Below are 26,653 nucleotides of genomic sequence, written 5' to 3' on the forward strand. Positions count from 1 at the left end.
GAGCCAGATCATCCGGCTCTCACCCGTTTGCGCCTGGTTTTCGTCGGTCGTTGCTCGATAGCTTCAGGGTCGTGCTCGAGTCAGCGCGCATCGCCGTCGCCGCAGTCCTGATCGCCTTCTCCGTGACGGCGTCGATCCTCTTCAGCTACTAGATCCAGGCCATCACGATCGCCGGTGAGGCGGCGAGAACGCTGAACCTCGCGAAGCGGCCCACCAGGCCGGTCGCGACGAACATCGTGGTGGACATGCCCGCGAGGCCGGCGAGCACGCTCGTCGCCATGAACGGCGGCACCCCGACCAGGGCGCTCACCCCGTGCGTGCCGGCCATCCAGTTCGGGTGCGCCTTGCACTTCACGTTGATCCAGTCGCCCCAGCGGTGCATGCGCGTGCCCGGTCCGAACCAGCGCCTGAGCTTGGACGGCTTGTCACTCGGCTTGCGGTGCAGGAACTTCGGCAGGTGGATGTCGCCCCGCGCGGCGTAGAAGTACAGCAGCTTGCCCAGCACCTGGCCGACCGCCACCGAAAGGCCGACGATCCAGAAAGACGTGTCGGGCCAGCGCGCGCAAAGTCCCAGGACGAACATCTCGATGCTGATCAGGGGAACGATGGCTGAGCCGAGCGCGACCCCGAAGGTGAGGCCAACCAGGGCGAGCACCCGGCCGAGGTTACACAGATCTCAGTCGCCGAGTCGGACGGTCAGCGGACCGGACACCCGGACCTCGCGCAACGGACGACCGCCTGCGTCCAACGTGCGCACGGTGCCATCCCCCGTCCAGCCCAGTCGTTCGTAGAAGTTCCGCGACGCCTTGTCGGCTTCCGGCACCCACGCGATGCCGCGCGTGGCACCCGTTTCGTCAAGCCTCCTCGCCGCCTCCGCGACGAGCCGCGTGCCGTGCCCGCGCCGTCCCCAGCGGGGTTCCACCAGGACGCTGAGCAGCGCCGTGGTCGCCGCGTCGTCCGGGAGCGTTCCGTCCGCTTTGGCCACCTCGCCGTCCGGCGCCTTGCTGGCCACGACGAATCCGACGGTCCACTCGCCCTCGGTCGCTTTGAGCACCGCGCCGCTCTGGACGGCGAGCGCCCACGCGTCGTCGGCGTCGAGCGTGTCGAGGACCTCGGGCGGCAGCAGTTCGGCGTAGGCGAGCCGCCACGTCTCCCGATGGATGCGGACGATCTCCGAAAGGTCAGCAGCGGTGGCGATGTGCACGCCGGCGTCGGCCATAACCGCAGCCTATCGACGGCACGTCGCGGAATTGTCAGGGGTGCGTGGCAACATCGGCGACGTGCAGAGGATGAGTGCGGACGTCGCCCGTCGAATCGCCCTGGGCGCCCAGGGTTTCACCGACCTTCGGCCGTCGGCGGCCACCCGCAGACACCTGCAACGCGTCCTGTCCCGTGTGCAGCTGCTGCAGATCGACTCGGTGAACGTGGCCGTGCGCGCGCACTACATGCCGCTGTTCTCCCGCCTCGGCTCCTACGAGCCCACGCTGCTGGACGAGGCCGCCTGGACGCACTCCACGCGCAAGCCCCGCATGCTGGTGGAGACCTGGGCGCACGAGGCGTCCCTGGTACCGGTGCTCGACTGGCCCCTGTTCCACTCGGGCGCGAAGAAGCGTGGCTGGTGGCAGAACTACCAGACCATCCTCGAACGCTCCCCCCAGCTGGTCGACGACGTGCTGGCCGCGGTGAAGGAACTCGGCCCGATCGGCGCCGGAACCCTGGAGAAGGCCCTCATGGGCGACTCAGGCCGCGCTAAGGGCCCGTGGTGGGACTGGTCCGAGGTCAAGCGCATCTGCGAAGTCCTGTTCGGCGTGGGCGTCCTGACGACGGGCACCCGCCGCTCGTTCGAGCGCCTGTACGACCTGACCGAACGCGTCATCCCGGCCGAAGTCCTGGGCCAGAAGTGGACCGCGGACGAGGGCGCCCGCGAACTGGTCCTGCGCTCCGCCGTCGCGTTGGGCGTGGCCACCGAACCCGACCTGCGCGACTACTACCGCCTCGACCCGCGCCGCTCCCAGGCCGCCGTCGCCTCCCTGGTGGAGGAGGGCGTGCTGGAACCGGTGGCCGTCGACGGCTGGCGCGGCGTCGGCTACCGGCACGTCGACGCGCGCGCCCCACGCCGGGTCGTCGGCCGCGCGCTGCTCTGCCCGTTCGACCCGCTGATCTGGGAGCGGGCGCGCACCGAGCGGATCTTCGGGTTCCGGTACCGCATCGAGATCTACGTGCCGGAGCCGCGCCGCGTGCACGGCTACTACGTGTTCCCGTTCCTGCTGGACGGCGCGCTGGTGGCCCGCGTGGACATCAAGGCGGACCGCGCGGCCGGGGTGCTGCGGGTGCAGTCGGCGTGGGCCGAGGAAGGCGTGGAGCGCGGGCGGGTCGCTTCGGAGCTGGCCGCGGAGCTGCGGCACATGGCCGACTGGCTGGGGCTGGAGGACGTGTTGGTGGTGCAGAAGGGGGATCTGGCGGCGGACCTGATCGCGGCCGTGCTCAACGGCTGACCGGTTTCACGTCAGTCCGGTTTCACGAACCGGGCGACTCCCCTGCCGACCGCGACGTGCCAGTGCAGGTGCCTGTTGTGCTGCTCGCTGCCCAGCGTCGTGAGCACCTGGCAGCCGCCGTGCTGCTCGACTGCCTGGGCGGCGACGGTTTTGACGGTGGCGAGCAGTTCCAGGGCGAGGTCGTCGTCGAGGTCGAGCAGGGACGAGACGTGCCGGGTGGGGATCACGATGACGTGGTCTGTGCCGAAACCCGGCAGAGGCGGGCGGAAGGCGAGCGTGTTCCCGGTCCGGACGAGCACCTCGACCTCGGTCCTGCCCGGGATGATCTCGTCGCAGTACCAGTCCGGCCCCATGCCGCCCCCGTGCTCACGCTGACGCAGGGGTACCCCCTGATCGGGAACCCCTGCGTTTCACCGTGCTCAGTGGGTCTGACGGTTTCCGCAGCTTCGCCACCACGCGGCAAGGGCGTCTGCGAGTACCACCAACTCAAGACCACCAGACCTTCAGCCGGGCGATCCGATCAAGAGTTGGTGGTGCTCGCAGATGCCACAACAACCAGGCGGTGGACGTACTCGGCACCACCGACAAGATCAGGCATGCAGTTCGATGGCCTTGCGCATCGTCTCGCGCGCCCGGCCGCGGTCCCCCGCGATGTCGTACGCGTAAGCGAGCCGGAACCAGACGCGCCAGTCGTCGGGTGAAGCCTCGACCTCGGCCCGGCGCTCCTCGAACCACTCGTCGGCGGCGTCCCGATCCACTCGCCCCGACGGGCGGCGCGGCAGGTGCGACACGTCCGGCAGCAGGCCGTCCGCGTCGAGTTCGCGGGCCATCTTCTCGGTCTCCCACCCGAAGCGCAGGTTGGAGTACACGAGCCAGACGCCCAGCAGCGGCAGGATCAGCACGCCGACGCCCAGCAGCACGCCGACCACCTCGCCGGTCTGCAACAACGCCAGAGCGCGGCCGGTGAGCAGGACGAAGTAGACCGCGAGGGCCGCGATCAGCACCCCGACGGTGACGCGGACCTTCACAGGTCCAGGTACTTGTCTAGGCCGACGGTGAGCCCGGGACGACCGACGATCTCCCGCACGCCCAGCACCACGCCGGGCATGAAAGAGGTGCGGTGCAACGAGTCCTGACGGATCGTCAGGGTCTCGCTCTCGCCACCGAACACGACCTCCTGGTGCGCGATCATCCCGGAGATCCGCAGCGAGTGGACCCGCACGCCGTCGACGACGGCACCGCGCGCGCCCGGCTCCTCCTGCGTGGTCGCGTCGGGCATCGGGTCCATGCCCTCACGCGCGGCCGCGATCAGGCGGGCGGTGTGGGCGGCCGTGCCCGACGGGGCGTCTGCCTTGCGCGGGTGGTGCAGCTCGATGATCTCGGCCGACTCGTAGTAGCGGGCGGCGATCTCCGAGAAGCGCATCAGCAGCACGGCACCGATGCCGAAGTTCGGCGCCACCAGCACACCGACCGAAGGCTGGTCCGCGAGCAGTGCCTCGACCTCGGCGAGCTTCGCGTTGTCGAAACCAGAAGTGCCGACGACGCAATGGATTCCGTTGGCGATGCAGAACGCGAGGTTCCCCATCACCACGTCGGGGTGCGTGAAGTCGACGACGACCTGAACGCCCGCGTCGACGAGCGCGGACAACGGGTCGTCGGCGTCGATGGCCGACACGACCTCCATGCCCTTCGCGGCGTCGACCGCGCGGACCACCTCGGAACCCATGCGGCCCCGCGCGCCGAGAACTCCGACGCGAATCATGCAATCACCTCGTGTACCTGGTCCGGCAGATCGTCGACGTGATCGTAAGGGCCGACCACCGCCGCGGCGACGGGACGGCGAAGCAGATCACGTGCGAGCGACGCCACTTCGTCTGCCGACACGGCGTCGATCCGCGCCAGCGTGTCCTCGACGCTCAGGTGATCGCCGTAGTTCAGTTCGGACTTGCCGATGCGCGACATCCGGGAGCTGGTGTCCTCCAGGCCCAGCACGAGCGCGCCGCGCAGCTGTCCCTTGCCGCGCGCCACTTCCGCGTCCGACAGGCCACCGCGCGCGACGTCCACGAGCACCTCGCGGATGACGCCCGCGGTCTCGCCGAGCCGGTCCGGCTGGCAGCCCGCGTAGACGGCGAACGTGCCGGTGTCCGCGTACAGGCCGACGGACGAGTAGACCTGGTAGGCCAGGCCTCGCCGTTCGCGGACCTCCTGGAACAACCGGGAGCTCATGCCACCGCCGATGGCCGCGTTCAGCACGTTCAACGCGAAGCGGCGCTCGTCGTGGCGGTCGATACCGCGCATGCCGAGCATCAGGTGCGCCTGCTCGGTGTCGTCGGTGTGCAGCACCAGTTTGCGGGCGTCGGCGATGCGCGCGCGACCTGCCCGTGGCACCACCGCGCTGCCCTCCCGCGACAGCCGGTCGCCGACGGCCTTGCGCACCAGGCGCATCACGTGCGTGTGCTCGATGTTGCCCGCGACGGAGAACACCATGCGCGGCAACGTGTACCGCTTCTTGTAGAACGAGTAGAGCGCGTCGCGTTCCATGTCCTGAATGGACTTCTCGGTGCCGAGAACCGGGCGCCCCAACGCATGTCCGCCGAACAACGACTCGATGAACGCGTCGTGCAGCAGGTCCTCGGGGTCGTCGTCGCGCATCGCGATCTCTTCGAGCACGACACCGCGTTCGGTCTCGAAGTCACGCGGACCGCAAATGGCCTCGAACACCACGTCCGCGACCAGGTCCACCGCGAGCGGCAGGTCCTCGTCCAGGACGTGCGCGTAGTAGCAGGTGTGCTCCTTCGCGGTGAACGCGTTCAGCTCGCCGCCGACCGCGTCGATCTCCTCCGCGATGGCCGCCGCCGTGCGTCGCGCCGTTCCCTTGAACAGCAGGTGTTCCAGGTAGTGCGCGGCACCCGCGACCTCGGGCCGTTCGTCACGGGACCCGACCTGCACCCACAGCCCGACCGACGCGGACCGCACGCTCGGGATGCGCTCGGTGATGACCCGCAGGCCCGAGGGCAGCATGCTGCGCCGCACCTCGGACCCCGCGGACATCTCGAGCACTCGCGTGCTGCCCGGCCGCTGAAGGTGCCCCAGCGTTCCGGTACGCGGACGGCCGCGGGTGGATGCACCCGCGGCCGTCACGTTGTTGTCTGTCGTGCTCACTGCGCGGGAGCCGCCTCAGCGGCCTCGGTGGCCGCGGCGGCCTCCGGTGCGTCAGCCGGCTTCGCGGCGTCGTCCTCGTTCACGACGACGAGGCTGATCTTGCCGCGCTGGTCGATGTCGGCGATCTCGACGCGGAGCTTGTCTCCGACCGAGACGACGTCCTCGACCTTCGCGATGCGCTTGCCGTTGCCCAGCTTCGAGATGTGGACGAGGCCGTCCTTGCCGGGCAGCAGCGAGACGAACGCGCCGAACGCCGCGGTCTTCACCACGGTGCCCAGGAAGCGCTCGCCGACCTTCGGCAGCTGCGGGTTCGCGATCGCGTTGATCATGCCGATCGCGGCCTCGGCCGAGGGGCCGTCCGCCGCACCGACGTAGATCGTGCCGTCGTCCTCGATGGAGATGTCGGCACCGGTCTGCTCGGTGATCGAGTTGATCATCTTGCCCTTCGGGCCGATGACCTCGCCGATCTTGTCGGTCGGGATCTTGACCGACGTCACGCGCGGAGCGAAGGCGCTCATCTCGTCCGGGTCGGAGATGGCCTCGGCCATGACCTCCAGGATGGTGTAGCGCGCGTCGCGGGCCTGGCCCAGCGCCGCCGCCAGCACCTCGGACGGGATGCCGTCGAGCTTCGTGTCGAGCTGCAGCGCCGTCACGAACTCCTTGGTGCCCGCGACCTTGAAGTCCATGTCGCCGAACGCGTCCTCGGCACCGAGGATGTCGGTCAGCGCCACGTAGCGGGTCTCACCGTCGACCTCGTCGGAGACGAGACCCATCGCGATGCCGGAGACCGGCGCCTTCAGCGGGACACCCGCGTTGAGCAGCGACAGCGTCGACGCGCAGACCGAGCCCATGGACGTCGAGCCGTTGGAGCTCAGCGCCTCGGACACCTGGCGGATCGCGTAGGGGAACTCCTCGCGCTTGGGCAGCACGGGCATGATCGCCCGCTCGGCCAGCGCGCCGTGGCCGATCTCGCGGCGCTTCGGCGAACCCACGCGGCCGGTCTCACCGGTCGAGTAGGGCGGGAAGTTGTAGTGGTGCAGGTAACGCTTGTGCGTCTCGGGAGCCAGCGAGTCGATCTGCTGCTCCATGCGCAGCATGTTCAGCGTGGTGACTCCCAGGATCTGGGTCTCGCCGCGCTCGAACAGCGCCGAACCGTGCGTCCTCGGGATCACGGCCACCTCGGCGCCGAGGTCACGGATGTCCGTGAGGCCACGACCGTCGATGCGGACCTTGTCGCGCAGGATGCGCTGGCGCACGAGCTTCTTGGTCAGCGAGCGGAACGCGGCGCCGACCTCCTTCTCGCGACCCTCGAACTGCTCGGCCAGCTTCTCCAGCGTGGCGGCCTTGACCTCGTCCAGCTTGGACTCGCGCTCGGCCTTGCCCGCGATGGTCAGCGCCTGCGCCAGCTCACCGGAGGCGGAGGACTCGACGGCCTCGAACGCGTCGGCCTGGTAGGCCGGGTACGTCGGGTACTCGCCGGTGGCCTTCGCGGCGACCTGGGCGAGCTGCGCCTGGGCCTCGCAGAGGACCTTGATGAACGGCTTGGCGGCCTCGAGGCCCGCGGCCACGACCTCTTCGGTCGGGGCGGTGGCACCCTCGGCGATCATGTCGATCACGTTGTCGGTGGCCTCGGCCTCGACCATCATGATCGCGACGTCACCGGACTCGACGACACGACCCGCGACGACCATGTCGAACACGGCCTTCTCGAGCTGCTCGTAGGTCGGGAACGCCACCCACTGGCCCTCGATCAGAGCGACGCGGACGCCACCGATCGGGCCGGAGAACGGCAGGCCCGCGAGCTGCGTCGACGCGGACGCGGCGTTGATCGCCACGACGTCGTACAGGTCCTTCGGGTTCAGGCTCATCACCGTGATGACGACCTGGATCTCGTTGCGCAGACCGTCCACGAAGGACGGGCGCAGCGGACGGTCGATCAGGCGGCAGGTGAGGATGGCGTCCGTGCTGGGACGGCCCTCACGCCGGAAGAACGAGCCGGGGATGCGGCCCGCGGCGTACATGCGCTCCTCGACGTCCACCGTGAGGGGGAAGAAGTCGAAGTGCTCCTTGGGGTGCTTCGACGCCGTCGTGGCGCTCAGAAGCATGGTCTCGTCGTCCAGGTACGCCACCACGCTGCCGGCGGCCTGACGCGCGAGGCGCCCGGTCTCGAAGCGGATGGAGCGCGAGCCGAACTTGCCGTTGTCGATAACGGCAGTCGCCTCGTGGACCTCGATGTCCGTCATTTACTTGTTACTCCTCGTCTTTTGGACACCGCTCACGCGTTTTGACGAGGCCGGTCTTCGATCGAAGTCCCCTGGGGCACTGCCAACATCCAATTGGCAACCAGGAGGCCACTACCGAGGACCGGCGATAACTGCTTCGCGCGATGCGGGTCCTGATGTTTCGTTCCTCTTTGCAACCAGGGATCTGTATACACCCGGTTGTGCGCCGAGGGGGAGTGACCGGCCGGTCACTCCCCCTCGGCAGGTATCACCTGCGCAGACCGAGGCGCTGGATCAGCGCGCGGTAGCGGTTGATGTCCACCTTGGTCAGGTAGTTCAGCAGACGGCGGCGACGGCCGACCATCAGCAGAAGACCACGGCGGGAGTGGTGGTCGTGCTTGTGCTGCTTCAGGTGCTCCGTGAGGTCGGCGATGCGCTTGCTCAGCAGGGCCACCTGGGCCTCGGTGGAGCCGGTGTCCGAGTCGTGCAGACCGTACTCACCGAGGATGGACTTCTTCTGATCCGTGGACAGTGCCACTAGGTACTTCTCCTACTTGTTCAGGTCCGTGCGGCCCCGTCCGCCGAATTGCTGGCCGGGGTAGCCGGTACTGGCCGCCACGGACCGCAGCCAGACCCAACTGCGAAGGCTATCAGGCACAGTGCTCAGCGGCGCGCTGACGTGCGCAACCCCACCTGATTCACGGGTGTGCGGGCACCGTCGGCGCTGCTCACGAGCGCTGTTTCGCGCCACCGTGCGGCGCGCTCACCCATTGTCGTGCGCACCGGCGGCCGTGCCAACCGAATTAATTCACTTCACCGGATAACCCGCGGCGCGGATGGCGCGGCGGAACAGCTCGGCGATCGCGGGGAAGTCCTCGTGCAGCAGGTCCGCGGCCTGCTGGAGCTCGACGCGGTCCGCGACGCGGCGCAGCACCGGGTACGCGACGCTCTCGTCCCCGTTGACCGGCAACGAGTCACGCGACACCGTCGGCTTGGACTCCCGCACGTCGTCGAGGGCCCGCTGCAACGCCTCCGGCGCCCCGGTCGCCACGTCCGGCGTGAGGATCTTGCGCTCCAGCATGATCATCCGCGCGAGCACGGAGGGGTTGCCGATCTTGGCGCGCCGGCCGCTCATCACCTGGCTGAGCATCGGCGCGCTGATCCCGAGCACGTCCGCGAGCTGGGCCTGGGACACGTTGAAGGCCACGACCAACCGGCGCACGCGGTCACCCAGAGGCTCCCCGTACCACTCCCTTTGCAGGGCGAGGTTGCGCTGAACGATCTTGTGGTCCTCCACGTCGCCCTCTCCAGTAGCACGCACTCCGACCCGCATCCTGCCAGCCCGCGACCGCACAGACGTCCGCTTCGCTCAATCTGGCGGTCACGACTCGGTGAGCAGTTCCCTCGTTCGGTCTACATCTCGATGCATTTGTTCGAGCAGGGCCTCGACGGAGTCGTACTTCTCCATCTCGCGCAGCCTGTCGACGAAGTCCAGGGCGACGCGCTGCCCGTAGTAGTCCTCGTCGACGTCGAGGACGAACGCCTCGACCCGGCGTTCCCTGCCGGAGAAAGTCGGGTTGGTGCCCACGGAGACCGCGGCCTTCAACGTCTTGCCCTTGGCGTCGGTGAACCAGCACGCGTAGATGCCGTCCGCCGGAACGGCCGCGAACTTCGGCGTCGACAGGTTGGCGGTCGGGAACCCGAGGTCCTTGCCCCGCCCGTCGCCCTTGACGACGATCCCCTCGAGCCGGTGCGGGCGGCCCAGCGCCTCCGCCGCCGCCTTCACGTCGCCGGCGTCGATGCACGCCCGGATGTAGGTGGACGAGTACGTCACCTCTTCTGCGGACACCAGATCAGCCCCCTCGGTCACGAATCCGAACCGCTGCCCGAGCTGGCGCAGCATCGCGACGGTACCCAACGCCTTGTGCCCGAAGGTGAAGTTCTCCCCCACCACGACGGCCGCCGCGTGCAGCTTCTCGACCAGCACCTCGTGCACGAACTGGTCGGCGGGCATCCTGCTGGTCTCCAGGCTGAACGGCACCACCACGAAGTGGTCGATGCCCAGCTCCTCGACCAGCTCTGCCCGCCGCCGCAGCGTGGTGAGCTGCGCGGGGTGGCTACCGGGCCGCACCACCTCGGACGGGTGGGGGTCGAAGGTCATCAGCACGCTCGGCAGGCCGCGCTGCTCCGCGAGTTCGACGGCACGTCCGATGAGCGCCTGGTGGCCTTTGTGGACACCGTCGAACACGCCGATGGTCACTACGCAGCGGCCCCAGCCGCCGGGAAGGTGATCTAGTCCGCGCCAGCGTTGCACGGTGATCAGCCTACGGCGCCTGCCCCGCCTGATGCCCGCCCACCTCGCAAGACGGTCCGAACTCGGGCACACCGTCAGTCAGCCGGGCTCAGCACGACGATCGGCTTGCAGGCGGTGCCCTCGTCCTTGACCAGCGCGATGACGTGCCCGTCCGGCCCGAACACCCCGTAGGTCCCGTCGATCCCGCCCGCGCGCAACCGCTGCCCGTGCGACAGCGCGGAGGCCTCGGCCGGGTCGATCTCCCGGCGCGGGAACGCCGTCGCGACCGCGGAGTCCAGGTCCAGCGACAGACCGGGCGTCTCCTCCAATTGCGCCAGCGTCTTGGCGACGCGGAGGTCGAACGGGCCGACCCTGGTGCGCCGCAACGCCCCCAGGTGACCGCCGACGCCCAGTGCGGCGCCGAGGTCGCGAGCCAGCGCGCGCACGTAGGTGCCGGACGAGCATTCGACCATCACGTCGAGAAGGACCTTCTTGTCCTCACGGCGTGAGAACAGCACGTCGAACCGGTGCACGGTCACGGGGCGCGCGGGGATCTCGACTTCCTCACCGGCGCGTACCCGTGCGTAGGCGCGCTTGCCGTCGATCTTCACGGCGGAGACGGACGACGGCACCTGCTGGATCGGGCCGGTCAGCTTCGCGATCTCGGCCGCGATGGCGTCGTCCGCGACGTCGGAAGCGTCCTCAGTGGACAGAACCTCGCCCTCGGCGTCGTCCGTCGTGGTGGACGCGCCGAGCACGATCGTCGCCAGATAGGCCTTGCTGTCGAGGGCGAGGTGGCCGAGGAGCTTCGTCGCCCGTTCGATGCCGAGCACGAGCACGCCGGTCGCCATCGGGTCCAGCGTGCCGGCGTGCCCGACCTTGCGGGTGCCGAGAATCCTGCGCACACGCGCCACCACGTCGTGCGAGGTCATGCCGTCCGGCTTGTCGACGACGACCAGGCCCGGTGCAACAGAGGGTTTCACGGCGCAGAAGCTTAAGCGACGTGCAGAGCGTCCCAACGACGACGCCGGATCTGGACCGGAACCGTCTCGCCACGCTCCTCCGCCTCGAACACGGCGGCACGCGCGCGACGCCACCACACGAGCATCCGCCAGCCGCCCAGAACGAGCACCAGCACGCAGAAGCTCAACGCCACGCGGAACGCCGTGACGGGCGCCAGCACACCCTCGACGAGGTCCAGCAGCACGCCGACGCCCAGCGCGGTCACGGTCACCGCGAGGAAGCCGCCGACGTTGACCAGGCCGCTCGCGGTGGACTGGCGATGCGACGGGTTGTAGTCACGGGCCAGCGCGAACGCGACGCCCGAGATCGGCCCGCCCACGGTCAGCACGAGGAACACCACGGCGATGACCGGCGCCGGCACGTGCCCGCCCGGCCACAGCAGCAGCACGCCCCACCCGGTGAACGCGAACGCCAGGAACCCGACCGAGATCGGCATGCGCCACTCGGGGTTGCGCGAGAAGATCCCGCCGATGATCGGGCTCGCCACGATCGCGCCGATGACGAGCAGCCCGAGCGTGGAGGACGCGGCGCGCGGCGACATCCCCTGCGCCTGCACGAGGTACGGATAGCCCCACAGCAGACCGATCACAGCCGGTGTCGACATGGTGCTGAAGTGCGCCCAGAACCCGAGCCGGGTGCCGGGCACGCGCCACGCCTGCCGCACCTTCGGCCAGATCTTGCGCACCGGCACGACTTCCGGCTTCGGCGCGGTGAATCCGGCCGGCACGTCCCGCACGCGCGAGAACGCCACGACCGAGTACAGCGCGGTCACTCCACCGGCGATGAGGAACGCCCACGTCCACCCGATCGAGCCGAGCATGAGCGTCAGCGGCACGGTGGCGACGAGGTTGCCGACGCCACCGATCGCGGCCGTGACCGCGACGACCAGCGAGTACTGGCGCGGCGGGAAGTGCGTCGCGACGAGCCGGATCACGCTGATGAACGTCATCGCGTCGCCCATGCCCAGCACGGCCCGCGCGACGAGTCCGAGCCCGTAGGAGTCGGCGATGGCGAAGAGCACCTGGCCGGTGCCCATGAGCAGGGCGGCGACGGTGAGCACCCGGCGCGGCCCGTAGCGGTCCACCAGCAGGCCGGTGGGGATCTGCATGAGGGCGTAGACACCGATCTGCAGCACGGTGAACACACCGAGCTGAGCGGGTCCGAGCCCGAAGCGTTCGCTCGCCTCCAGTCCGGCCACGCCGAGCGTGGTGCGGTGGAACAGGGCGGCGAAGTAGACGAAGACGGCGGTGGTCCAGATCAGCCACGAGGCCGCGGTGGCGCTGCCAAAATCATTCTGGCGGACCGGTGGCAAGGCGGCACTCTCCCAGGTCGGAGGCAGGCAGACATTAGTTACATCGCCTAAACAACCTTCTTGGTAACGATTTCATGCCGTGAGGTCGGACACAGCGTCCGATCGGGGCGTCCACCCCGTGGGGCTGCTCACACGGCCTAGCGGACCGCGCCCTCGACCGCCCACTCCCCCGACCGCGTGCGCCACACGACGGCGACCAGTCGCAGCACCATGAACGCCGAGAGCCCCGTCCAGATCCCGGCTAGCCCCCACCCGAACGCGTACGAGGCCCACACGAGCGGCAGGAACCCGATCACCGCCGACCCGAGCGTCGCGGTCCGCATGAACTTCACGTCGCCCGCGCCGAGCAGCACACCGTCCAACGCGAACACCACACCCGCGATCGGTTGCAGCGCAACGAAGAACCACCACGCGTTCGGAATCTCACCCAGCACCCCGGCGTCCGTCGTGAACGCCCGCGGCAGCACGGGGAACAGCGCCGCGAACACGACCCCGAGCCCGATGCCGAACACCAGCCCGTACCGCGTGATCTGCCAGGCGAGCTTCTCCGCCTGCCTGCGCTTCGACGCCCCCAGCGCCGCGCCCACGAGCGACTGCGCCGCGATGGCCAACGAGTCGAGCACAAGTGCGAGGAACGTCCACAACTGCAACACGACCTGATGCGCACCCAAGGCGGCTACGGAGGATCGCGCCGCCACGGAGGCAGCACTGATGAAGCACGCTTGGAACGCCAGGCTCCGCAACACAAGATCACGCCCCATGCCGAGCTGCGCGCGCATGGCGGTCCACTGCGGCTTCAACGACACGTGCTCCGCGAAGAGCGCCTTGAAGAACAACCCGGCCGACAGCACCTGCGCCACCACGTTCGCGACCGCGGAGCCCTCCAGCCCCCAGCCCGCGCCGTAGACGAGCGCCGGACACAGCACCGCGCTGATGCCGTTGCCGATCAGGATGTACTTCAGAGGCCGTTTGGTGTCCTGAACACCGCGCATCCACCCGTTGCCGGCCATCGTGACGAGGATGAACGGCGCACCGAACAACGCGATGCGCACCCACTCCACCGCCGCGTCCGCCACAGCACCGCCACCGGCGAGCAGTTCCGCCAGCGGCCGCGCGAACAGCTGCCCCAGAAGCACGACGAGCACCCCGGCCGCCAGCGCCAGCCACGTCGCCTGCACGCCCTCCTCGACGGCCTCCTGACGCCGCCCAGCCCCGTGCAACCGAGCCGTGCGCGCCGTCGTGCCGTACGAGAGGAACGTCAGCTGCGTCGACACCTGCGTGAGCAGCACACCACCGAGCGCGAGCCCGGCGAGCGGCAACGCCCCCAGATGCCCCACCACAGCCGTGTCGACGAGCACGTACAACGGCTCGGCCGCCAGCACCCCGAGAGCGGGCACCGCCAGCCCGATCACCCGCCGAGCGGGAACCCGATCCTCCACCGGACGAACCTATGCTCCCAAGGGCACGGTCGTGCGGTGACGGCGGCCACTCACGACCGTTGGGGCAACCCGAACACCTGCTCGCGCGCCACGGCCAGCGCCGAGTGCAACGCTCCTGCCCGCACCGGGTTCGCGGTGATCTGCGCGAGGTACACCGGCGTCCGCGGCACCACGAGCTTCAACAGCTCGGAGGCCACGAGATCGCACAACGTCTCGCCACCCGCGTGCGCCACCCCACCGGACAGCAGCACCAGCTCCGGGTCGAGCACGCACACGACGTTCGCGAGCCCGAGCGCGATCCGGTGCGCGAGAGCCGTGAGGAACGCCCGTCCCTCGGTGCCGGCGTTGAGCGCGTGCGCCACCGCTTCCAGCCCCGACGACTCCTTGATGCCGTACTCGGCCGCCAGCCGCACGATCGCGTCGCTGTCGACCTGGTCGCCGTAGCGCCCACCGGGCACCTGCATGGAGTCGATCTCGCCCGCGCCGCCCGTGACGCCGCGCAGCAGCACGCCGTTGACCACGACCGCCGACCCGATCTCGTCCGCGGGCCAGAACAGCACGAAGTTGCGCACACCGGCCGCCTTGCCGGAGCTCATCTCCTCCAGCGCGGCGAGGTTGATGTCGTTCTCGATCGACACCGACGTGCCGAACAGCTCGCGCAACGTCGAGGGCAGGTCGACATCCGTCAGTCCCGGCAGGTGCGGCGCGAACCCGAGGTGGCCGGTGGACGGATCCACGGCGCCCGGCGTGCCGACGACGACGTGCGCCAGCGCGTCGAGCTTGAGCCCGGCCAGCGCCGTCGCCTTCTGCACCGTCTCCCGGAAGACCTGAAGGGTGTTCTCCTTGGGCATCGGCGCGCTGTGCTCGGCCAGCAGCGACCCGGTGATGTCCGCGATGGCCACGTCGATCAGCTCGGCCGTCAGCGCCACCGCGGCCACGTACCCGACGCCGCCGTTGACGGCCCACATCTGCGCCCGAGGTCCACGCCCGCCGCCGCGCAACCCCGTGCGGACGACCATGCCGTCCTCCTCGAGCCGCGCCAGCAGCTGGGCGGTCGCGGGCTTGGACAGCCCGATGACCTCCTCCAGCTCGGCCCGCGTCATCGCCCCACTGCGCAACAGCGTCTCGATCGCGGCCCGGTCGTTGATCTCCCGCAGCAGCCGCGGGCTCCCTGTCCGTGTCATGACTCCACCCGCTCCAACGCGCCCTTCAGCGCGGCGACGACCTGCTCAGCGGCCCCGTCGAACGTGAACCCGGCCGCCAGCCGATGCCCACCGCCGCCGAGGATCTGCGCCACCTCACGAACGTCGACCCGGCTCACGGCCCGCAGCGACACGGACCAGAACCCAGGCCGCAGTTCCTTCAACACGGCCGCGACCTCGGCCTCGGAGGCGGAGCGCACGACGTCGATCACGCTCTCCACCTCTTCACTACGCACGCCACGCGCGTCATCGAGACTCACGACCGCATGCGCCAGTCCCAGACCGTGTGCGGCGTTCTGGTCAAGCTCTGCTTTGGCCAGCACCCGCGACAACATGCCGAGGTACGCGAACGGATGCGCGTCCATCAACGGCCGCGTAACGGCATACGCGTCCACTCCGGTCTCCAGCAACCGCGCGGCGGTGTGGTGAGCCTCGGGACCGGCCTTCCGGAAGCCCCCGGTATCGGTCACGAGTCCGGCGTAGATGCACCGGGCAATGGGCTCGTCGATCTCGACGTCCATCTCGTCGAGCAACTTGAGCGCAATGAGCGCCGTGGCTTCCGCGTGCTCGTCGACGCAGTGCACCGTTCCGTACCGCGTGTTCGACACGTGGTGGTCCACAACGATTACAGGCCCGGTACAGGCGGCCACGCGACCGGCGAGCGGTCCGAGCCGCTGCAGGCTTCCCGTGTCCATGACGACCAGGAACTCCGGCTGCTGCGGCACCTCGTCGCGGTGCACCAGCAACCCCGCCGTGTCCAGCGCCTTCAGGCTTTCAGGCACGCCTTCTGGCTCGCCGAAGGCCACCCGCACCGTCACTCCGCGCCGGTGCAACGCGAGTCCCACCGCGAGGGCACTCCCGAGCGTGTCCGCGTCGGGGTTGATGTGACTGAGAAGGGTCACATCACGGGCGCCGGCCAGCAACCGCGCGGCCTCGGCAATGGTGGTGCTCAGGTCGTCTGCCACAGGGAGACGTTAGCCGCTCACCGTCTCGAAATGTTGTACGGCACCCTCAGACAAGACAGTTTCCATCCGGTTTCCGCGCCTGTGTGCCATGTGGACGAACGGCCGGGCAACACGAAAACGGGACACGTTCGCACGTGTCCCGCCTTGGTCAGCACTCATCAGTCCTCGTCTTCGTCCTCACGAGGAGCCTTGTACGGGTCGGCCTCGCCGGCGGGAGCAGCTCCCACCGCGCGCCGAGCCACCTCGGCGTCCGAGGCCTGCGCCTTGGCGAGAAGCTCTTCCATCTTCCGAGCCTCGTCCGGCACGGTGTCGGTCATGAACGTCAGCGTGGGCGTGAAACGCACCCCCGTCTGAGCTCCGACCATCGACCGCAGCACACCCTTGGCGCTCTCCAGTGCCAGAGCGGCACCGACGTAGTCGGGCTCCACGTTCAGGCGCTCACCGAGCACCGTGTAGTAGACGGTCGCGTCGTGCAGATCCCCGGTCACCTTGGTGTCGGTGATCGTGACCCGAGCCAACCGCGGATCCTTGACCTCGTGCTCCAGAGCCGAAGCCACGATCTGCGAGATCCGCTTGGCGAGCTTGCGGGCACGTGCCGTGTCGGCCACGAGCCTCCCCTTCCTAGTCGTCCTCCGGCCCGACGAAACGCGTCCGGGCCCGAAAGGCAATAAGCACAGTGCAGTGCCAGTTCGAGCCGCGGTCACTCGTCCTCGGGCCCGACCAGTCTTGTCCGTGCTGAAAGCAGTTCCAGTTCGGGACGTCCGGCGACCAGCCTTTCACAGCCGGCGAGAACGTCCCTGACGTGCTCCAGGTCTGCGGCGACGGCCGCGACCCCGATCAAGCTGCGCCGATGCAGGTCCAGATGACCGGCTTCGGAGACAGCGACCTCGAAGCGCTTGCGCAGTTCGGCCACGAGGGGCCGCACCACCGAGCGCTTCTCCTTCAACGAGTGGACGTCGCCCAAGAGCACGTCCAGTTCCAGAGCACCCACGTACATGGGCAAGATCCTCCAGAAGAAAAGGGTGCGGAGCCATCGGTTAAACGGCTCCGCACCCTTCACCTACCGACTAGGCGCGCGGCTTCTCGCGCATCTCGAAGGTCTCGATGATGTCTTCCAGCTTCAGGTCGCTGTAGTTGCCGAGCGTGAGACCACACTCGAAACCTTCGCGGACCTCGGTGGCGTCGTCCTTGAACCGCTTGAGCGAGCTGATCGGGAGGTTCTCCGCGATCACCTTGCCGTCACGGATCAGGCGAGCACGCGCGTTGCGGCGGATCTCGCCCGACAGGACCATGCAACCCGCGATCGTGCCGACCTTGGAGGACTTGAAGACGTCGCGGACCTCGGCGCGGCCGAGCTGGACCTCTTCGAACTCCGGCTTGAGGAGACCCTTGAGGGCCGCCTCGATCTCGTCGATCGCCGAGTAGATGACCGTGTAGTACCGGACGTCCACACCTTCGCGGTTCGCGAGTTCGGTCGCCTTGCCCTCGGCCCGGACGTTGAAGCCCAGGACGATGGCGGAACCGGCCACGGCGAGGTTGATGTCGCCTTCGGTGATGCCACCGACACCGCGGTGGATCACGCGCAGCTCGACGTCGTCGCCGACCTCGATCTTCATGAGCGCGTCCTCGAGGGCCTCGACGGTACCCGAGTTGTCACCCTTGATGATCAAGGTGAGAGCGCTGGTTTCCTTGAGCGCTGCGTCCAGGTCTTCCAGGCTGACGCGCTTGCGCTTCGCCGCGTTGGCGGCGTTGCGGGTGCGGGCCTGACGACGCTCGGCGATCTGGCGGGCGACGCGGTCCTCGTCGACGACGAGGAACGAGTCACCGGCGCGCGGCACCGAGGTCAGACCGATGACCTGCACCGGACGCGACGGGGTCGCGACGGTGACGTCATCGCCGTGCTCGTCGACCATGCGGCGGACGCGACCGTAGGCGTCACCCGCGACGATCGAGGAACCCACGCGGAGCGATCCGCGCTGGACGAGCACCGTGGCGACCGGACCGCGACCGCGGTCGAGGTGAGCCTCGATCGCGACACCCTGGGCCTCCATGTCCGGGTTGGCCCGGAGGTCCAGCGAGGCGTCGGCGGTCAACAGGATGGCCTCGAGGAGGCTGTCGATGTTGATGCCCTGCTTCGCGGAGATGTCGACGAACATCGTGTCGCCGCCATACTCCTCGGCGACCAGGCCGTACTCGGTCAGCTGCTGACGGATCTTGGAGGGGTTCGCACCCTCCTTGTCGATCTTGTTGACCGCGACCACGATCGGCGCCTGAGCTGCCTGCGCGTGGTTGATGGCCTCGACCGTCTGCGGCATCACGCCGTCGTCAGCGGCGACGACGATGACCGCGATGTCGGTCGCGTTCGCACCACGAGCACGCATGGCGGTGAACGCCTCGTGACCCGGGGTGTCGATGAAGGTGATGAGCCGCGGGTTGCCCTCGAGCTCGGTCTGCACCTGGTAGGCACCGATGTGCTGGGTGATGCCACCGGCCTCGCCCTCGGCGACCTTCGCCTTGCGGATGGTGTCGAGCAGGCGCGTCTTACCGTGGTCGACGTGACCCATGACGGTCACGACCGGCGGACGGATCTGCAGGTCGTCCTCGCCACCGGCGTCCTCGCCGTAGGTGATGTCGAACGTCTCGAGCAGCTCGCGGTCCTCCTCCTCGGGGGACACGACCTGCACGACGTAGTTCATCTCGGTGCCGAGCAGCTCCAAGATCTCGTCGGACACCGACTGGGTCGCCGTGACCATCTCGCCCAGGTGGAAGAGCACCTGCACGAGCGACGCCGGGTTGGCGTTGATCTTGTCGGCGAAGTCGGTCAGCGAGGCACCGCGCGGCAGGCGGATCGTCTCGCCCTGCCCCTTGGGCAGGCGGACGCCACCGACCGAAGGCGCCTGCATGTTGTCCATGTACTCCTGGCGCTTCTGCCGCTTGGACTTGCGTCCACGACGCGCCGGACCACCCGGACGACCGAAGGCACCAGCGGTACCGCCGCGACCAGCGCCGCCGCCACCACCGGGACGACCGCGGAAACCGCCGCCACCGGCCGGGGCACCGCCACCGCCGCCACCAGGACGGAAGCCGCCACCAGCGCCACCGCCGCCGCCACCGGGACGGAAGCCGCCACCAGCGCCGCCACCGCCACCGCCGGGACGGAAGCCGCCACCGCCGCCACCGCCACCGCCGCCTCCGCGGAAGCCGCCGCCACCGCCGCCGCCCCCACCGGGACGACCGCCGCCACCGCCGCCGCCACCAGGACGACCGCCACCGCCGCCGCCACCGGGACCAGGCCGGTTACCGGCCGGACGGTTGCCCGGCATCATGCCGGGGTTCGGACGCGGGGGCATGTTGCCCGGGTTGGGACGAGGACCGCCCTGACCGGGCCCACCGGGACGGGGACCGCCCTGGCCGGGACCGCCGGGACGACCGCCCTGTGCGGCAGCCGGACGCTGACCACCCTGGCCGGGCGCACCACTCGGACGAGGGTTCGCCGGGCGCGGGTCGCCGGGCTTCGGGCCGGAGGGGCGCTCGCCCTGCTCCGGACGCGGGCCGGGACGAGGCCCAGGACGCGGCGAGGGAGCGTTGCCGCCACCGACGCCGAAGGGGTTGTTGCCCGGACGCGGGGCGCGCGGGCCGGCAGGCTTGGAAGACTGCGGGCGCGGCGGAACCACGGACGGGGACTGCGCACCAGCGGACGCGGCCGGAGCCTGCGGCTGCTGGGGCGGGGACTGCTGGGGCGCCTGCTGCGGAGCCGGGCGCGGGCCCGGACGCGGACCGCCACCCGGCTTGGAGCCGCCGGGAGCCGGGGCAGCCTTGGGGGCGGCCGGAGCCGACGCGGCGGGTGCCGGTGCGGCGGCCGGAGCCTGGGGCTGCTGAGGTGCGGGCGCTGCGGCTGCGGGAGCCGCGGGAGCCGGAGCCTGCGCGGCAGGAGCTGCCGGAGCGGGCTTGGGCGCCGGCGGGCGCGGGGCGGCCGGACGCGGTCCGGGAGAGCCCTTCTGCGCGCCGGACTGGTTGTCGGAAGCTGCGGGCTTCTGCTCCGCCGGTGCGGCGGGCGCTGCTGCAGCGGGTGCGGGTGCCTTGGGCTTCGGAGCGGACGGCTTGGGAGCCGGCTTCGAAGACTTGGCTTCGTAGGCGTCACGGAGCCGCCGGGCCACGGGGGCCTCGACGGTCGAGGACGCGGACTTCACGTATTCGCCCTGTTCGGCGAGCTTGTTGAGAACTTCCTTGCTCGTGACGCCGAGCTCTTTTGCGAGCTCGTGCACGCGGGCCTTGCCTGCCACTGGTCTCCTAGGTCGTGAGGCCGGCGGGCAAGTCCCATCGACCTCGTCTTAACGTCGCGCGTTCATGTCTTCAGCTTCACGGCTGACTCATGACGGGTCGACCTGCTTCCTTGTTGCTTGTTGGCCGCGGGGCTGTCCCGAGGCCAAGTTCCCTTGCTGCTGCTCCACGTGCTCGCGCAGCGAAGCGACGTCGAGTGCTCCCTGGACCTTGAAGGCCCGCGAGAACGCCCGTCGCCGCTCGGCGTTGCGGAGACATTCGAGATCGAAATGCAACCAAGCACCTCGACCAGGAAGCCGCCGACGGACGTCCGGAACCACCGAACCGTCCACCGCGACCACACGCAGCAGCTCAGACGGCAACGTCCGGGTACGGCATCCAATGCACGTACGAACAGGGCCGATGTGCTGGGAAACCGATCCCGACGTTGAACCGTTGATAATTCTATCCCCTGGAGCTCACTCAGCCGAACCGGATGTGACCGCACCGGCTGCCGGAGCCTCCGCGTCACTGCGGATGTCGATGCGCCAGCCCGTCAGACGGGCGGCCAGGCGGGCGTTCTGCCCCTCCTTGCCGATCGCCAGCGAGAGCTGGAAGTCCGGCACCACGACACGCGCCGTCTTGGCGCGCTCGTCGAGCACTCGCACAGACACAACCTTGGCCGGGGACAAGGCATTCCCGACGAACGTGGCGGCGTCGTCCGAGTGGTCGATGATGTCGATCTTCTCGCCACCGAGCTCGTGCATGACGTTGCGCACACGGGCACCCATCGGGCCGATGCAGGCGCCCTTGGCGTTCACTCCGGCGACCGTAGTCTTCACCGCGATCTTCGAACGGTGACCTGCCTCACGTGCCACCGCGGGGATCTCCACGGTGCCGTCCGCAATCTCCGGGACCTCGAGGGCGAACAGCCGCCGCACGAGGTTCGGGTGGGTGCGCGAGAGAGCGATCTGCGGCCCGCGCGCACCGCGGGACACGCTCACGACGTAGCACTTGATGCGCTCGCCGTGGTTGTACTGCTCGCCCGGCACCTGCTCGGCCGGCGGGAGCACTCCCTCGGTGTCGCCCACCTGCACGACGACCATGCCACGGGCGTTCGCACGGGCGTCGCGCTGCACGACACCCGCGATGATCTCGCCCTCCTTGGCGGCGAACTCACCGAACGTGCGCTCGTGCTCGGCGTCGCGCAGGCGCTGCAGGATGACCTGCCGCGCCGTGGTGGCCGCGATGCGGCCGAAGCCTTCCGGAGTGTCGTCCCACTCCTCCCGAATCGCACCGTCCGGCGCGATGTCCTGCGCGATCACGCGCACGACACCGGTCTTGCGGTCGATCTCCACCTTCGAATGCGTGGCATGCCCGTCGGTGTGCTTGTAGGCGGTCAGCAGTGCTGACTCGATCGCCTCCAGGACCGTCTCGAAGGGGATGTCCTTTTCACGTTCGATCGCCCTCAGGGCGGCGATGTCGACGTTCACCTCGGCTCCTCCTTCGGTGCTTTCCGAGTGAGCCGAGCCAGTTCCTCGACCGGCGGCTGCTTGAACTCGATCTCCATGACCGCGCGTTCGATATGGCGGTACTCCACGCGCCGCAGCTCGTCCTTGTGCAGCAGCTCGACCCCGGTCTCGTCGCACTCGCCGACCCGGCCGAACCACTCGGCCTTCTCCGGCTGCTTGATCTTCACGAGACGCAGGTGAGCGCGCTTCCAGTGGCGCGGGCGCGTCAGGGGGCGGTCGACACCCGGCGAGGTGACCTCGAGGGTGTACGGCCCGTTGATGATGTGGTCGTGCTCGTCGAGTGCGGCGGAGACCACACGGCTCGCCTCGGCGACCTCGTCGAGCCCGATGCCGTCCTCACCGTCCACGACGACCTTGACCAGACGGCGGCGCCCAGCCTGATTCACGTCGAGCGCGTCGAGGTCGAAGCCGGCGGCTTCGAGAGCTTCCCGCACAACGGGTGCTAGCTGCGCGGAAAGCTCTCCGCGCGGCGGGCTGGACACGTGGTGTCTCCTTCAGTTCGAACGCATGAAAACCCCGGCCGACGGTACTTTCGGCGGCCGTGGACGACCAGACTATCTCGTTCGCCCGGCTCCCACCGCGCCGCACGGCTGCTGGCAATATGGGTTCGCGTGATCTCCGAATCGGTCAGCCGCCGCCGTGTGCTGTTCGCGGTGGCCGCCGCACCGCTCGCCGTTGCGTGCACCACAGAACCTCCGCCACCACCACCGCCGGACCCGCTGTCGGCCCTCGCGGCGCAGGCGCGTGCCGACGCCAAGCTGGCCCAGGCGCTGACGACGGTGCCCGCGGCCGCGGAGATCGCGAAGGCCCGCGAGACGCACGCCACGTTGTTGCAGGCCGAGGTCGACCGCGAACGCCCGCCGCTGTCGTCCACGGCGCCGCCCGCCCCGACCTCGCCGCCCACGCCTCCCGACCCGCTGGCGGCGCTGCGGACCGCGCTCGACGAGTCCGTCCGGGAGGCCTCCGCCGCCGTCGCCTCGCTGCCCGCCCACCGCGCCGGCCTCGTCGGCTCGGTGGCCGCCGGCTGCGCCTCGCTGCGGGAGGTGCTCGCATGAGCGTCGAATCCGTGCAGACCGCGCTCGGCACCGAGCACGCGGCGCTGTGGACCTACGGCATGGTGTCGGCGTTCCTGGGCGACCAGGCCGCCGCCGTCGCGGAGGGCGCGAACCTGCACCGGGCGCGCCGGGACACGACCGAGCGGTGGCTGCGTGACCACGGCTCGACCCCGAACCCGCCCGCCGCCGCCTACCTGCCGCCCGCGCCGGTCTCGGACGGGCCGTCGGCGCTCGCCGCGCTGGTGGCCGTCGAGCAGGACACCTGTGCCGCGTGGCACGGCGTGCTGGAGCGGACCGACGACCCCGGGCTGCGCACGTCGGCGCTGGAAGCCCTGACGACGGCCGCCGTCCGTGCGACCCGCTGGCGCCGGACCGCGGGGACGACCCCGGCGTCGATCACGATGCCGGGCGTCGCCTCTGGCTGACGGAGCCGGTGGCGCGGCTCGGAACGGTGCCGGGCGAATTCGCGGTCAGACGGGTGCCCCGCCGAGCGTGAACCAACCAACCGAGGTTCCGAGCCACGCCCCTATCCGCCGAAGGAGGACGCGAGTCTGATCGCGTCCGCGGAGACCCGCTTCATCTCCTTGTTGTGCGCGAGCGCGTCGGCGCCCCTGGTCGGCGAGTCGGACTCGACGATCACGACCAGCTGGTCGCGTTGTTCGGAGGCGTACCCGCCGTTGGCCAGCGTGGTCAGCGGCGGCACGTTGATGGCCTTGTCCAGCACCAGGTCCTTGACGTTGCCGGTGCCGTCCTTCTGTGTCAGCTCGCGCAGCTGCCGTGCCTCGTCCGCCGTCTTCATCTTCACCACGGACACCGACGAGTACACGGTGCTGCCGCTGGGCAGCTTGGCCGTGTAGAAGGCACGCGTCAGCTGAAGACATGGCGTGGTCTTGAAGAAGGCCTGCGTCTGGCTCGTCGCGTGGGCCGCGCAGTCGCTGTCCTTCACCGGTTCCGGCAACTCCGGCACGGTGGTGAATTCGAATTCCCCCGCGGTCTTCTGCGGTTGCGCGACCTGCTGGTCGATCGGGTCCGACGGCTGCAGCACCCACCACACGAACCCTGACACCACCGCGACGCCGACGAGCGCCAGCGCCTTGCCCACCCAGGTCGACTTGCGCTGGGGCGGAGGCGGCGGCGCGGGCAAGTGCCCCTGGCGGTTGTCCATGATCGACTGCAGCTTCACGAGCTCGTCGGCCGGGTACAACGGCGCGGTGTCGGTGGGCCTCGGTGGGAAGCGAGGCATGTTCTGGGTCACCTCTTCAGGTGACTGGCGTGGTTCCGACACAAGGACCCACGGTAACGGACGGCAGTCACGCGAGCGCTTCGAGCACCCGGTCAATGTCCTCGATCGTGTTGTACATGTGACACGCATACCGTGTGCGACCTGCACGAACCGAGGAAACAACACCCTGAACGGGTGGCCTGCCGACTGAGACGATCGCCGAGCCGTTGGGCGGCAGGCCCAGTCCATTCAGGAGGCGATCCGTCAGTTTCACGCAGTGCGCGCGCACGGCTTCCAGGTCCAGTGTGGCCACCCACGGGAGCGCGGCCGCCGCACCGACGTGCGAGAACCACGTCGGCGAGAGGTCGAACCGCCGTGCGTCCGAACGGAGCACAAGATCGGTTCCGTAGTTCTCGCCCGTGCTGTACCAGTTGGCGGCCAACGGCTTGAGCGACGGCATCCGGTCCGGCCGCACGGCCATCCAGGCCGCGCCGCGCGGCGCCATCAGCCACTTGTAGGCCACGCCGACGACGAAATCGGCCCACGCCAACGACAACGGCCTCCACCCGGCGGCCTGCGACACGTCGAGCAGTATCGCTTTGCCGGACGCCCTCAACGCTTCGAGGTCCGCGATCTTCCCGTCGGCCGACTGGACCACGCTCATCGCGACGAGGTCGCACTCGTCCACTGTGGACACCATCTGGTGCCCGGCGGCGACGAACGGCAACGTGACGCTGGTGAAGTCGCCGGGGTCCACGAAGACCTTCGAGCCGGTCGGCAATGACTGCGCGACCAGCGACACGAACTGCGACACCGTGGCGCCGCAGGCGACCGACGCGGAAGGCACCCCGATCAGCCGTCCGAACGCCTCGCGCGAGGTCTCGACGGCCTCGTTGAACGTGGACGACGTGTCCTGGCCGCGCCGCCACCGTTCGTGCGACGCCGTCACCGCGTCGGCGACGTGTCGCGGGGGCACACCGATGGACGCCGTGTTCAGATAACCGGGCTCGACGTCGAAGACCGCTCCGAAGGCCTCACGCATGCGCGAGCTGCTTGCCGCGCTTACGTCGCGCGTAGACCTGCTTCTTCACCCGTGCGATCACGGTCCCATCCTGCCCGACGACGTCGGTCTCGAACCAGATCAAGGCCTTCTCGCCACCGCTGGTCTGCTCCAGCACCTGCGCGACGTGCTCGTCGGTCAGCCGGAACTCGGCGTACACGGTGCCACGGCCGGGAGCGACGAACTCGATCTCGCCCGCCTGGTCCCACACGACGTGGTCACCCTGGAGCTGGTTGAACAGCAGCAACACCCAGAACGGGTCGGTCATCGCGAACAGCGAACCGCCGAAGTGGGTGCCGAAGAAGTTGCGGTTCCAGGGGCGCAGACGCATCCGCACCCGTGCGTACCGGTAGTCCGGTGAGATCTCCACGACGCGGATGCCGGCGAACAGGAACGGCGGCCACAGGTTCATCCCGAAGCGCAGGCGGCTTGCCTTCATAAAAAACAGTGTTACACAACACTCGCCAGACTGTCCGCAACTTCCTCCGGCGAGGGCATGTGACGTATCTCCCGGGTGATCTGACCAGCGGCTTCGCGGTAGGAGGAGTCCGCGAACAGCTGCCGCACGCAGTCCGCGATCGGCCCCGCACTGAACGCGGCCGGACGCAGCGCCGCACCAGCCGCGACGAGCGCGTCGGCGTTGCCGAACTGATCGGCCCCCTGCGGCAGCAGGACCTGGGGAACCCCCGCGGCGAGCGCGCCCAGCATCGTGCCGCTGCCGCCGTGATGAACGGCGACGTCCGCGTACCGCAGCACCTCCGCCTGGGGCAGCCACGGGTACACGGTCACGTTCGGCGGCACGTCGCGGAGTCCCACCCGCGGCGCGGCCACGATCACCTGCGCTTCGGAGATCTTGCCGAGCCCCACGACCGCCTCGGCGAGCAGTTCGCGCGTGCCGAACGCCGTGCCGAGCGTGAGGTAGATCAGCTTCCCCGCGGTGCGCACCGGCACGTCACCGGGAGGCGAGAACGGCACCGGCCGCAGCGAGATCCGGCCCTCCTTCAGGAAGGCGGCGTCCTGCAACGACGGTGGGCAGATGTCGAGATGCCGTCCGCCGGTGGGCCGCACGAAGCCGATGCCCTCGGGGAACATCCGCCCGAACCCGTGCCACAGCACCGGAAACCCTCGGCGCCGGGCCTCGGACACGACCTCGGGCACCGCCCACTCACCGATCACGAGGTCGGGCAGCAACCGCTCCAACTCGGGCGCGATGTCCTCGGCGTAGATCTCCCCGAACACGAGCCCAGGCCGGAACGGCCGCAGCCCGAGCTTCCCGAGCACCGGGTGCATCTCCTCACCGACCGCGTAGTGCACCTCGTGGCCGGCGGCGCGGAAGGCCGACGCCAGCGGGATCAACGGATAGGTGTGGCCGACGGTGGCCATGCTGGCGAAGAGCACGCGCATGATCTGA

General features: G+C 69.5%; 28 protein-coding genes. 3 read left to right on the plus strand and 25 right to left on the minus strand.

Annotated features, from left to right (window positions below):
• Nucleotides 1–148: 148 nt before the first annotated feature.
• Together ACIRG5_RS17265 and ACIRG5_RS17270 are read right to left on the minus strand one after the other, a co-directional pair.
• Nucleotides 149–655: a hypothetical protein gene (locus ACIRG5_RS17265; protein ID WP_402905655.1), complete on the minus strand. Its 507-nt coding sequence runs from the start codon at nucleotides 653–655 to the stop codon at nucleotides 149–151.
• A gap of 21 nt (nucleotides 656–676) precedes the next feature.
• On the minus strand, nucleotides 677–1,219 hold the full coding sequence (locus tag ACIRG5_RS17270; protein WP_402905656.1) for a GNAT family N-acetyltransferase: 543 nt from the start codon (nucleotides 1,217–1,219) through the stop codon (nucleotides 677–679).
• 70 nt (nucleotides 1,220–1,289) lie between these two features.
• Here ACIRG5_RS17270 and ACIRG5_RS17275 point away from each other — a divergent pair, with 70 nt between their 5' ends.
• Nucleotides 1,290–2,495 carry a winged helix-turn-helix domain-containing protein gene (locus ACIRG5_RS17275; protein WP_402906190.1) on the plus strand — a complete coding sequence of 402 codons (1,206 nt, stop codon included), beginning with the start codon at nucleotides 1,290–1,292 and terminating at the stop codon, nucleotides 2,493–2,495.
• Nucleotides 2,496–2,506: 11 nt separating this feature from the next.
• Here the strand turns inward: ACIRG5_RS17275 and ACIRG5_RS17280 are convergent, their stop codons facing one another.
• From ACIRG5_RS17280 to rimP, 19 genes are all read right to left on the minus strand, one after another.
• Entirely contained in the window at nucleotides 2,507–2,848 is a 342-nt protein-coding gene (locus tag ACIRG5_RS17280) for an HIT domain-containing protein (RefSeq protein ID WP_402905657.1), read from the minus strand.
• A 237-nt stretch (nucleotides 2,849–3,085) separates the two neighbouring features.
• Nucleotides 3,086–3,523: a tetratricopeptide repeat protein gene (locus ACIRG5_RS17285; protein ID WP_093597626.1), complete on the minus strand. Its 438-nt coding sequence runs from the start codon at nucleotides 3,521–3,523 to the stop codon at nucleotides 3,086–3,088.
• On the minus strand, nucleotides 3,520–4,257 hold the full coding sequence (gene dapB, locus ACIRG5_RS17290) for a 4-hydroxy-tetrahydrodipicolinate reductase (RefSeq protein WP_319977435.1): 738 nt from the start codon (nucleotides 4,255–4,257) through the stop codon (nucleotides 3,520–3,522). The genes ACIRG5_RS17285 and dapB overlap by 4 nt, the downstream gene beginning before the upstream one ends.
• Nucleotides 4,254–5,546 (minus strand): M16 family metallopeptidase, encoded by a 1,293-nt coding sequence (locus ACIRG5_RS17295; protein WP_402906192.1) that lies wholly within the window; start codon nucleotides 5,544–5,546, stop codon nucleotides 4,254–4,256. The genes dapB and ACIRG5_RS17295 overlap by 4 nt, the downstream gene beginning before the upstream one ends.
• 107 nt (nucleotides 5,547–5,653) lie before the next feature.
• Complete coding sequence (locus tag ACIRG5_RS17300) at nucleotides 5,654–7,900, minus strand: polyribonucleotide nucleotidyltransferase (RefSeq protein WP_402905658.1); 2,247 nt, start codon at nucleotides 7,898–7,900, stop codon at nucleotides 5,654–5,656.
• Between the two features lie 247 nt (nucleotides 7,901–8,147).
• On the minus strand, nucleotides 8,148–8,417 hold the full coding sequence (gene rpsO / locus ACIRG5_RS17305; RefSeq protein ID WP_045318466.1) for a 30S ribosomal protein S15: 270 nt from the start codon (nucleotides 8,415–8,417) through the stop codon (nucleotides 8,148–8,150).
• 270 nt (nucleotides 8,418–8,687) lie between these two features.
• Nucleotides 8,688–9,176 (minus strand): helix-turn-helix transcriptional regulator, encoded by a 489-nt coding sequence (locus ACIRG5_RS17310; protein WP_319977437.1) that lies wholly within the window; start codon nucleotides 9,174–9,176, stop codon nucleotides 8,688–8,690.
• Nucleotides 9,177–9,260: 84 nt separating this feature from the next.
• On the minus strand, nucleotides 9,261–10,193 hold the full coding sequence (locus tag ACIRG5_RS17315) for a bifunctional riboflavin kinase/FAD synthetase (protein WP_402905660.1): 933 nt from the start codon (nucleotides 10,191–10,193) through the stop codon (nucleotides 9,261–9,263).
• 74 nt (nucleotides 10,194–10,267) lie between these two features.
• Entirely contained in the window at nucleotides 10,268–11,155 is an 888-nt protein-coding gene (truB, locus tag ACIRG5_RS17320; RefSeq protein ID WP_319977439.1) for a tRNA pseudouridine(55) synthase TruB, read from the minus strand.
• 11 nt (nucleotides 11,156–11,166) lie between these two features.
• Nucleotides 11,167–12,507 carry a nitrate/nitrite transporter gene (locus tag ACIRG5_RS17325; protein ID WP_402905662.1) on the minus strand — a complete coding sequence of 447 codons (1,341 nt, stop codon included), beginning with the start codon at nucleotides 12,505–12,507 and terminating at the stop codon, nucleotides 11,167–11,169.
• A gap of 137 nt (nucleotides 12,508–12,644) precedes the next feature.
• Nucleotides 12,645–13,946, minus strand: a complete 1,302-nt coding sequence (locus ACIRG5_RS17330; protein WP_402905664.1) for an MATE family efflux transporter — start codon at nucleotides 13,944–13,946, stop codon at nucleotides 12,645–12,647.
• A 50-nt stretch (nucleotides 13,947–13,996) separates the two neighbouring features.
• On the minus strand, nucleotides 13,997–15,130 hold the full coding sequence (locus ACIRG5_RS17335; protein WP_402905665.1) for an ROK family protein: 1,134 nt from the start codon (nucleotides 15,128–15,130) through the stop codon (nucleotides 13,997–13,999).
• Nucleotides 15,127–16,113 carry a bifunctional oligoribonuclease/PAP phosphatase NrnA gene (locus ACIRG5_RS17340; protein ID WP_402905667.1) on the minus strand — a complete coding sequence of 329 codons (987 nt, stop codon included), beginning with the start codon at nucleotides 16,111–16,113 and terminating at the stop codon, nucleotides 15,127–15,129. Before ACIRG5_RS17340 ends, ACIRG5_RS17335 begins: the two co-directional genes overlap by 4 nt.
• A gap of 158 nt (nucleotides 16,114–16,271) precedes the next feature.
• Nucleotides 16,272–16,721 carry a 30S ribosome-binding factor RbfA gene (gene rbfA, locus ACIRG5_RS17345; protein ID WP_319977444.1) on the minus strand — a complete coding sequence of 150 codons (450 nt, stop codon included), beginning with the start codon at nucleotides 16,719–16,721 and terminating at the stop codon, nucleotides 16,272–16,274.
• A gap of 92 nt (nucleotides 16,722–16,813) precedes the next feature.
• Nucleotides 16,814–17,110, minus strand: coding sequence for a DUF503 domain-containing protein (locus ACIRG5_RS17350; RefSeq protein WP_189153684.1), 297 nt, complete (start codon nucleotides 17,108–17,110; stop codon nucleotides 16,814–16,816).
• Nucleotides 17,111–17,180: 70 nt separating this feature from the next.
• On the minus strand, nucleotides 17,181–20,396 hold the full coding sequence (gene infB / locus ACIRG5_RS17355) for a translation initiation factor IF-2 (protein WP_402905670.1): 3,216 nt from the start codon (nucleotides 20,394–20,396) through the stop codon (nucleotides 17,181–17,183).
• 87 nt (nucleotides 20,397–20,483) lie between these two features.
• Nucleotides 20,484–20,735 (minus strand): YlxR family protein, encoded by a 252-nt coding sequence (locus ACIRG5_RS17360; protein WP_402905671.1) that lies wholly within the window; start codon nucleotides 20,733–20,735, stop codon nucleotides 20,484–20,486.
• 117 nt (nucleotides 20,736–20,852) lie between these two features.
• Nucleotides 20,853–21,866 (minus strand): transcription termination factor NusA, encoded by a 1,014-nt coding sequence (gene nusA / locus ACIRG5_RS17365; RefSeq protein WP_319977446.1) that lies wholly within the window; start codon nucleotides 21,864–21,866, stop codon nucleotides 20,853–20,855.
• Entirely contained in the window at nucleotides 21,863–22,387 is a 525-nt protein-coding gene (gene rimP, locus ACIRG5_RS17370) for a ribosome maturation factor RimP (protein ID WP_093597674.1), read from the minus strand. The genes nusA and rimP overlap by 4 nt, the downstream gene beginning before the upstream one ends.
• 129 nt (nucleotides 22,388–22,516) lie before the next feature.
• Here rimP and ACIRG5_RS17375 point away from each other — a divergent pair, with 129 nt between their 5' ends.
• Both ACIRG5_RS17375 and ACIRG5_RS17380 read left to right on the plus strand, forming a co-directional pair.
• A complete protein-coding gene (locus tag ACIRG5_RS17375; RefSeq protein WP_402905673.1) occupies nucleotides 22,517–22,960 on the plus strand; it encodes a hypothetical protein in 444 nt (147 codons plus the stop codon).
• The gene (locus ACIRG5_RS17380) at nucleotides 22,957–23,385 is read left to right on the plus strand and encodes a ferritin-like domain-containing protein (RefSeq protein WP_330273214.1); all 429 of its coding nucleotides are present in this window, start codon (nucleotides 22,957–22,959) and stop codon (nucleotides 23,383–23,385) included. Before ACIRG5_RS17375 ends, ACIRG5_RS17380 begins: the two co-directional genes overlap by 4 nt.
• 101 nt (nucleotides 23,386–23,486) lie before the next feature.
• On the opposite strand, the gene ACIRG5_RS17385 is transcribed toward ACIRG5_RS17380, so the two are convergent.
• The 4 genes from ACIRG5_RS17385 to ACIRG5_RS17400 form a co-directional block, all read right to left on the minus strand.
• Nucleotides 23,487–24,203 (minus strand): hypothetical protein, encoded by a 717-nt coding sequence (locus ACIRG5_RS17385; protein WP_402905675.1) that lies wholly within the window; start codon nucleotides 24,201–24,203, stop codon nucleotides 23,487–23,489.
• Between the two features lie 67 nt (nucleotides 24,204–24,270).
• Nucleotides 24,271–25,224, minus strand: coding sequence for an aminotransferase class V-fold PLP-dependent enzyme (locus tag ACIRG5_RS17390; RefSeq protein ID WP_402905677.1), 954 nt, complete (start codon nucleotides 25,222–25,224; stop codon nucleotides 24,271–24,273).
• Nucleotides 25,217–25,681, minus strand: coding sequence for a DUF4442 domain-containing protein (locus tag ACIRG5_RS17395; RefSeq protein ID WP_402905679.1), 465 nt, complete (start codon nucleotides 25,679–25,681; stop codon nucleotides 25,217–25,219). Before ACIRG5_RS17395 ends, ACIRG5_RS17390 begins: the two co-directional genes overlap by 8 nt.
• A gap of 11 nt (nucleotides 25,682–25,692) precedes the next feature.
• Complete coding sequence (locus ACIRG5_RS17400) at nucleotides 25,693–26,646, minus strand: glycosyltransferase (RefSeq protein ID WP_402905681.1); 954 nt, start codon at nucleotides 26,644–26,646, stop codon at nucleotides 25,693–25,695.
• Between the last annotated feature and the right edge of the window lie 7 nt (nucleotides 26,647–26,653).

Source organism: Lentzea sp. NPDC102401, from assembly GCF_044765805.1.
Taxonomy (GTDB): Bacteria; Actinomycetota; Actinomycetes; order Mycobacteriales; family Pseudonocardiaceae; genus Lentzea; species Lentzea sokolovensis.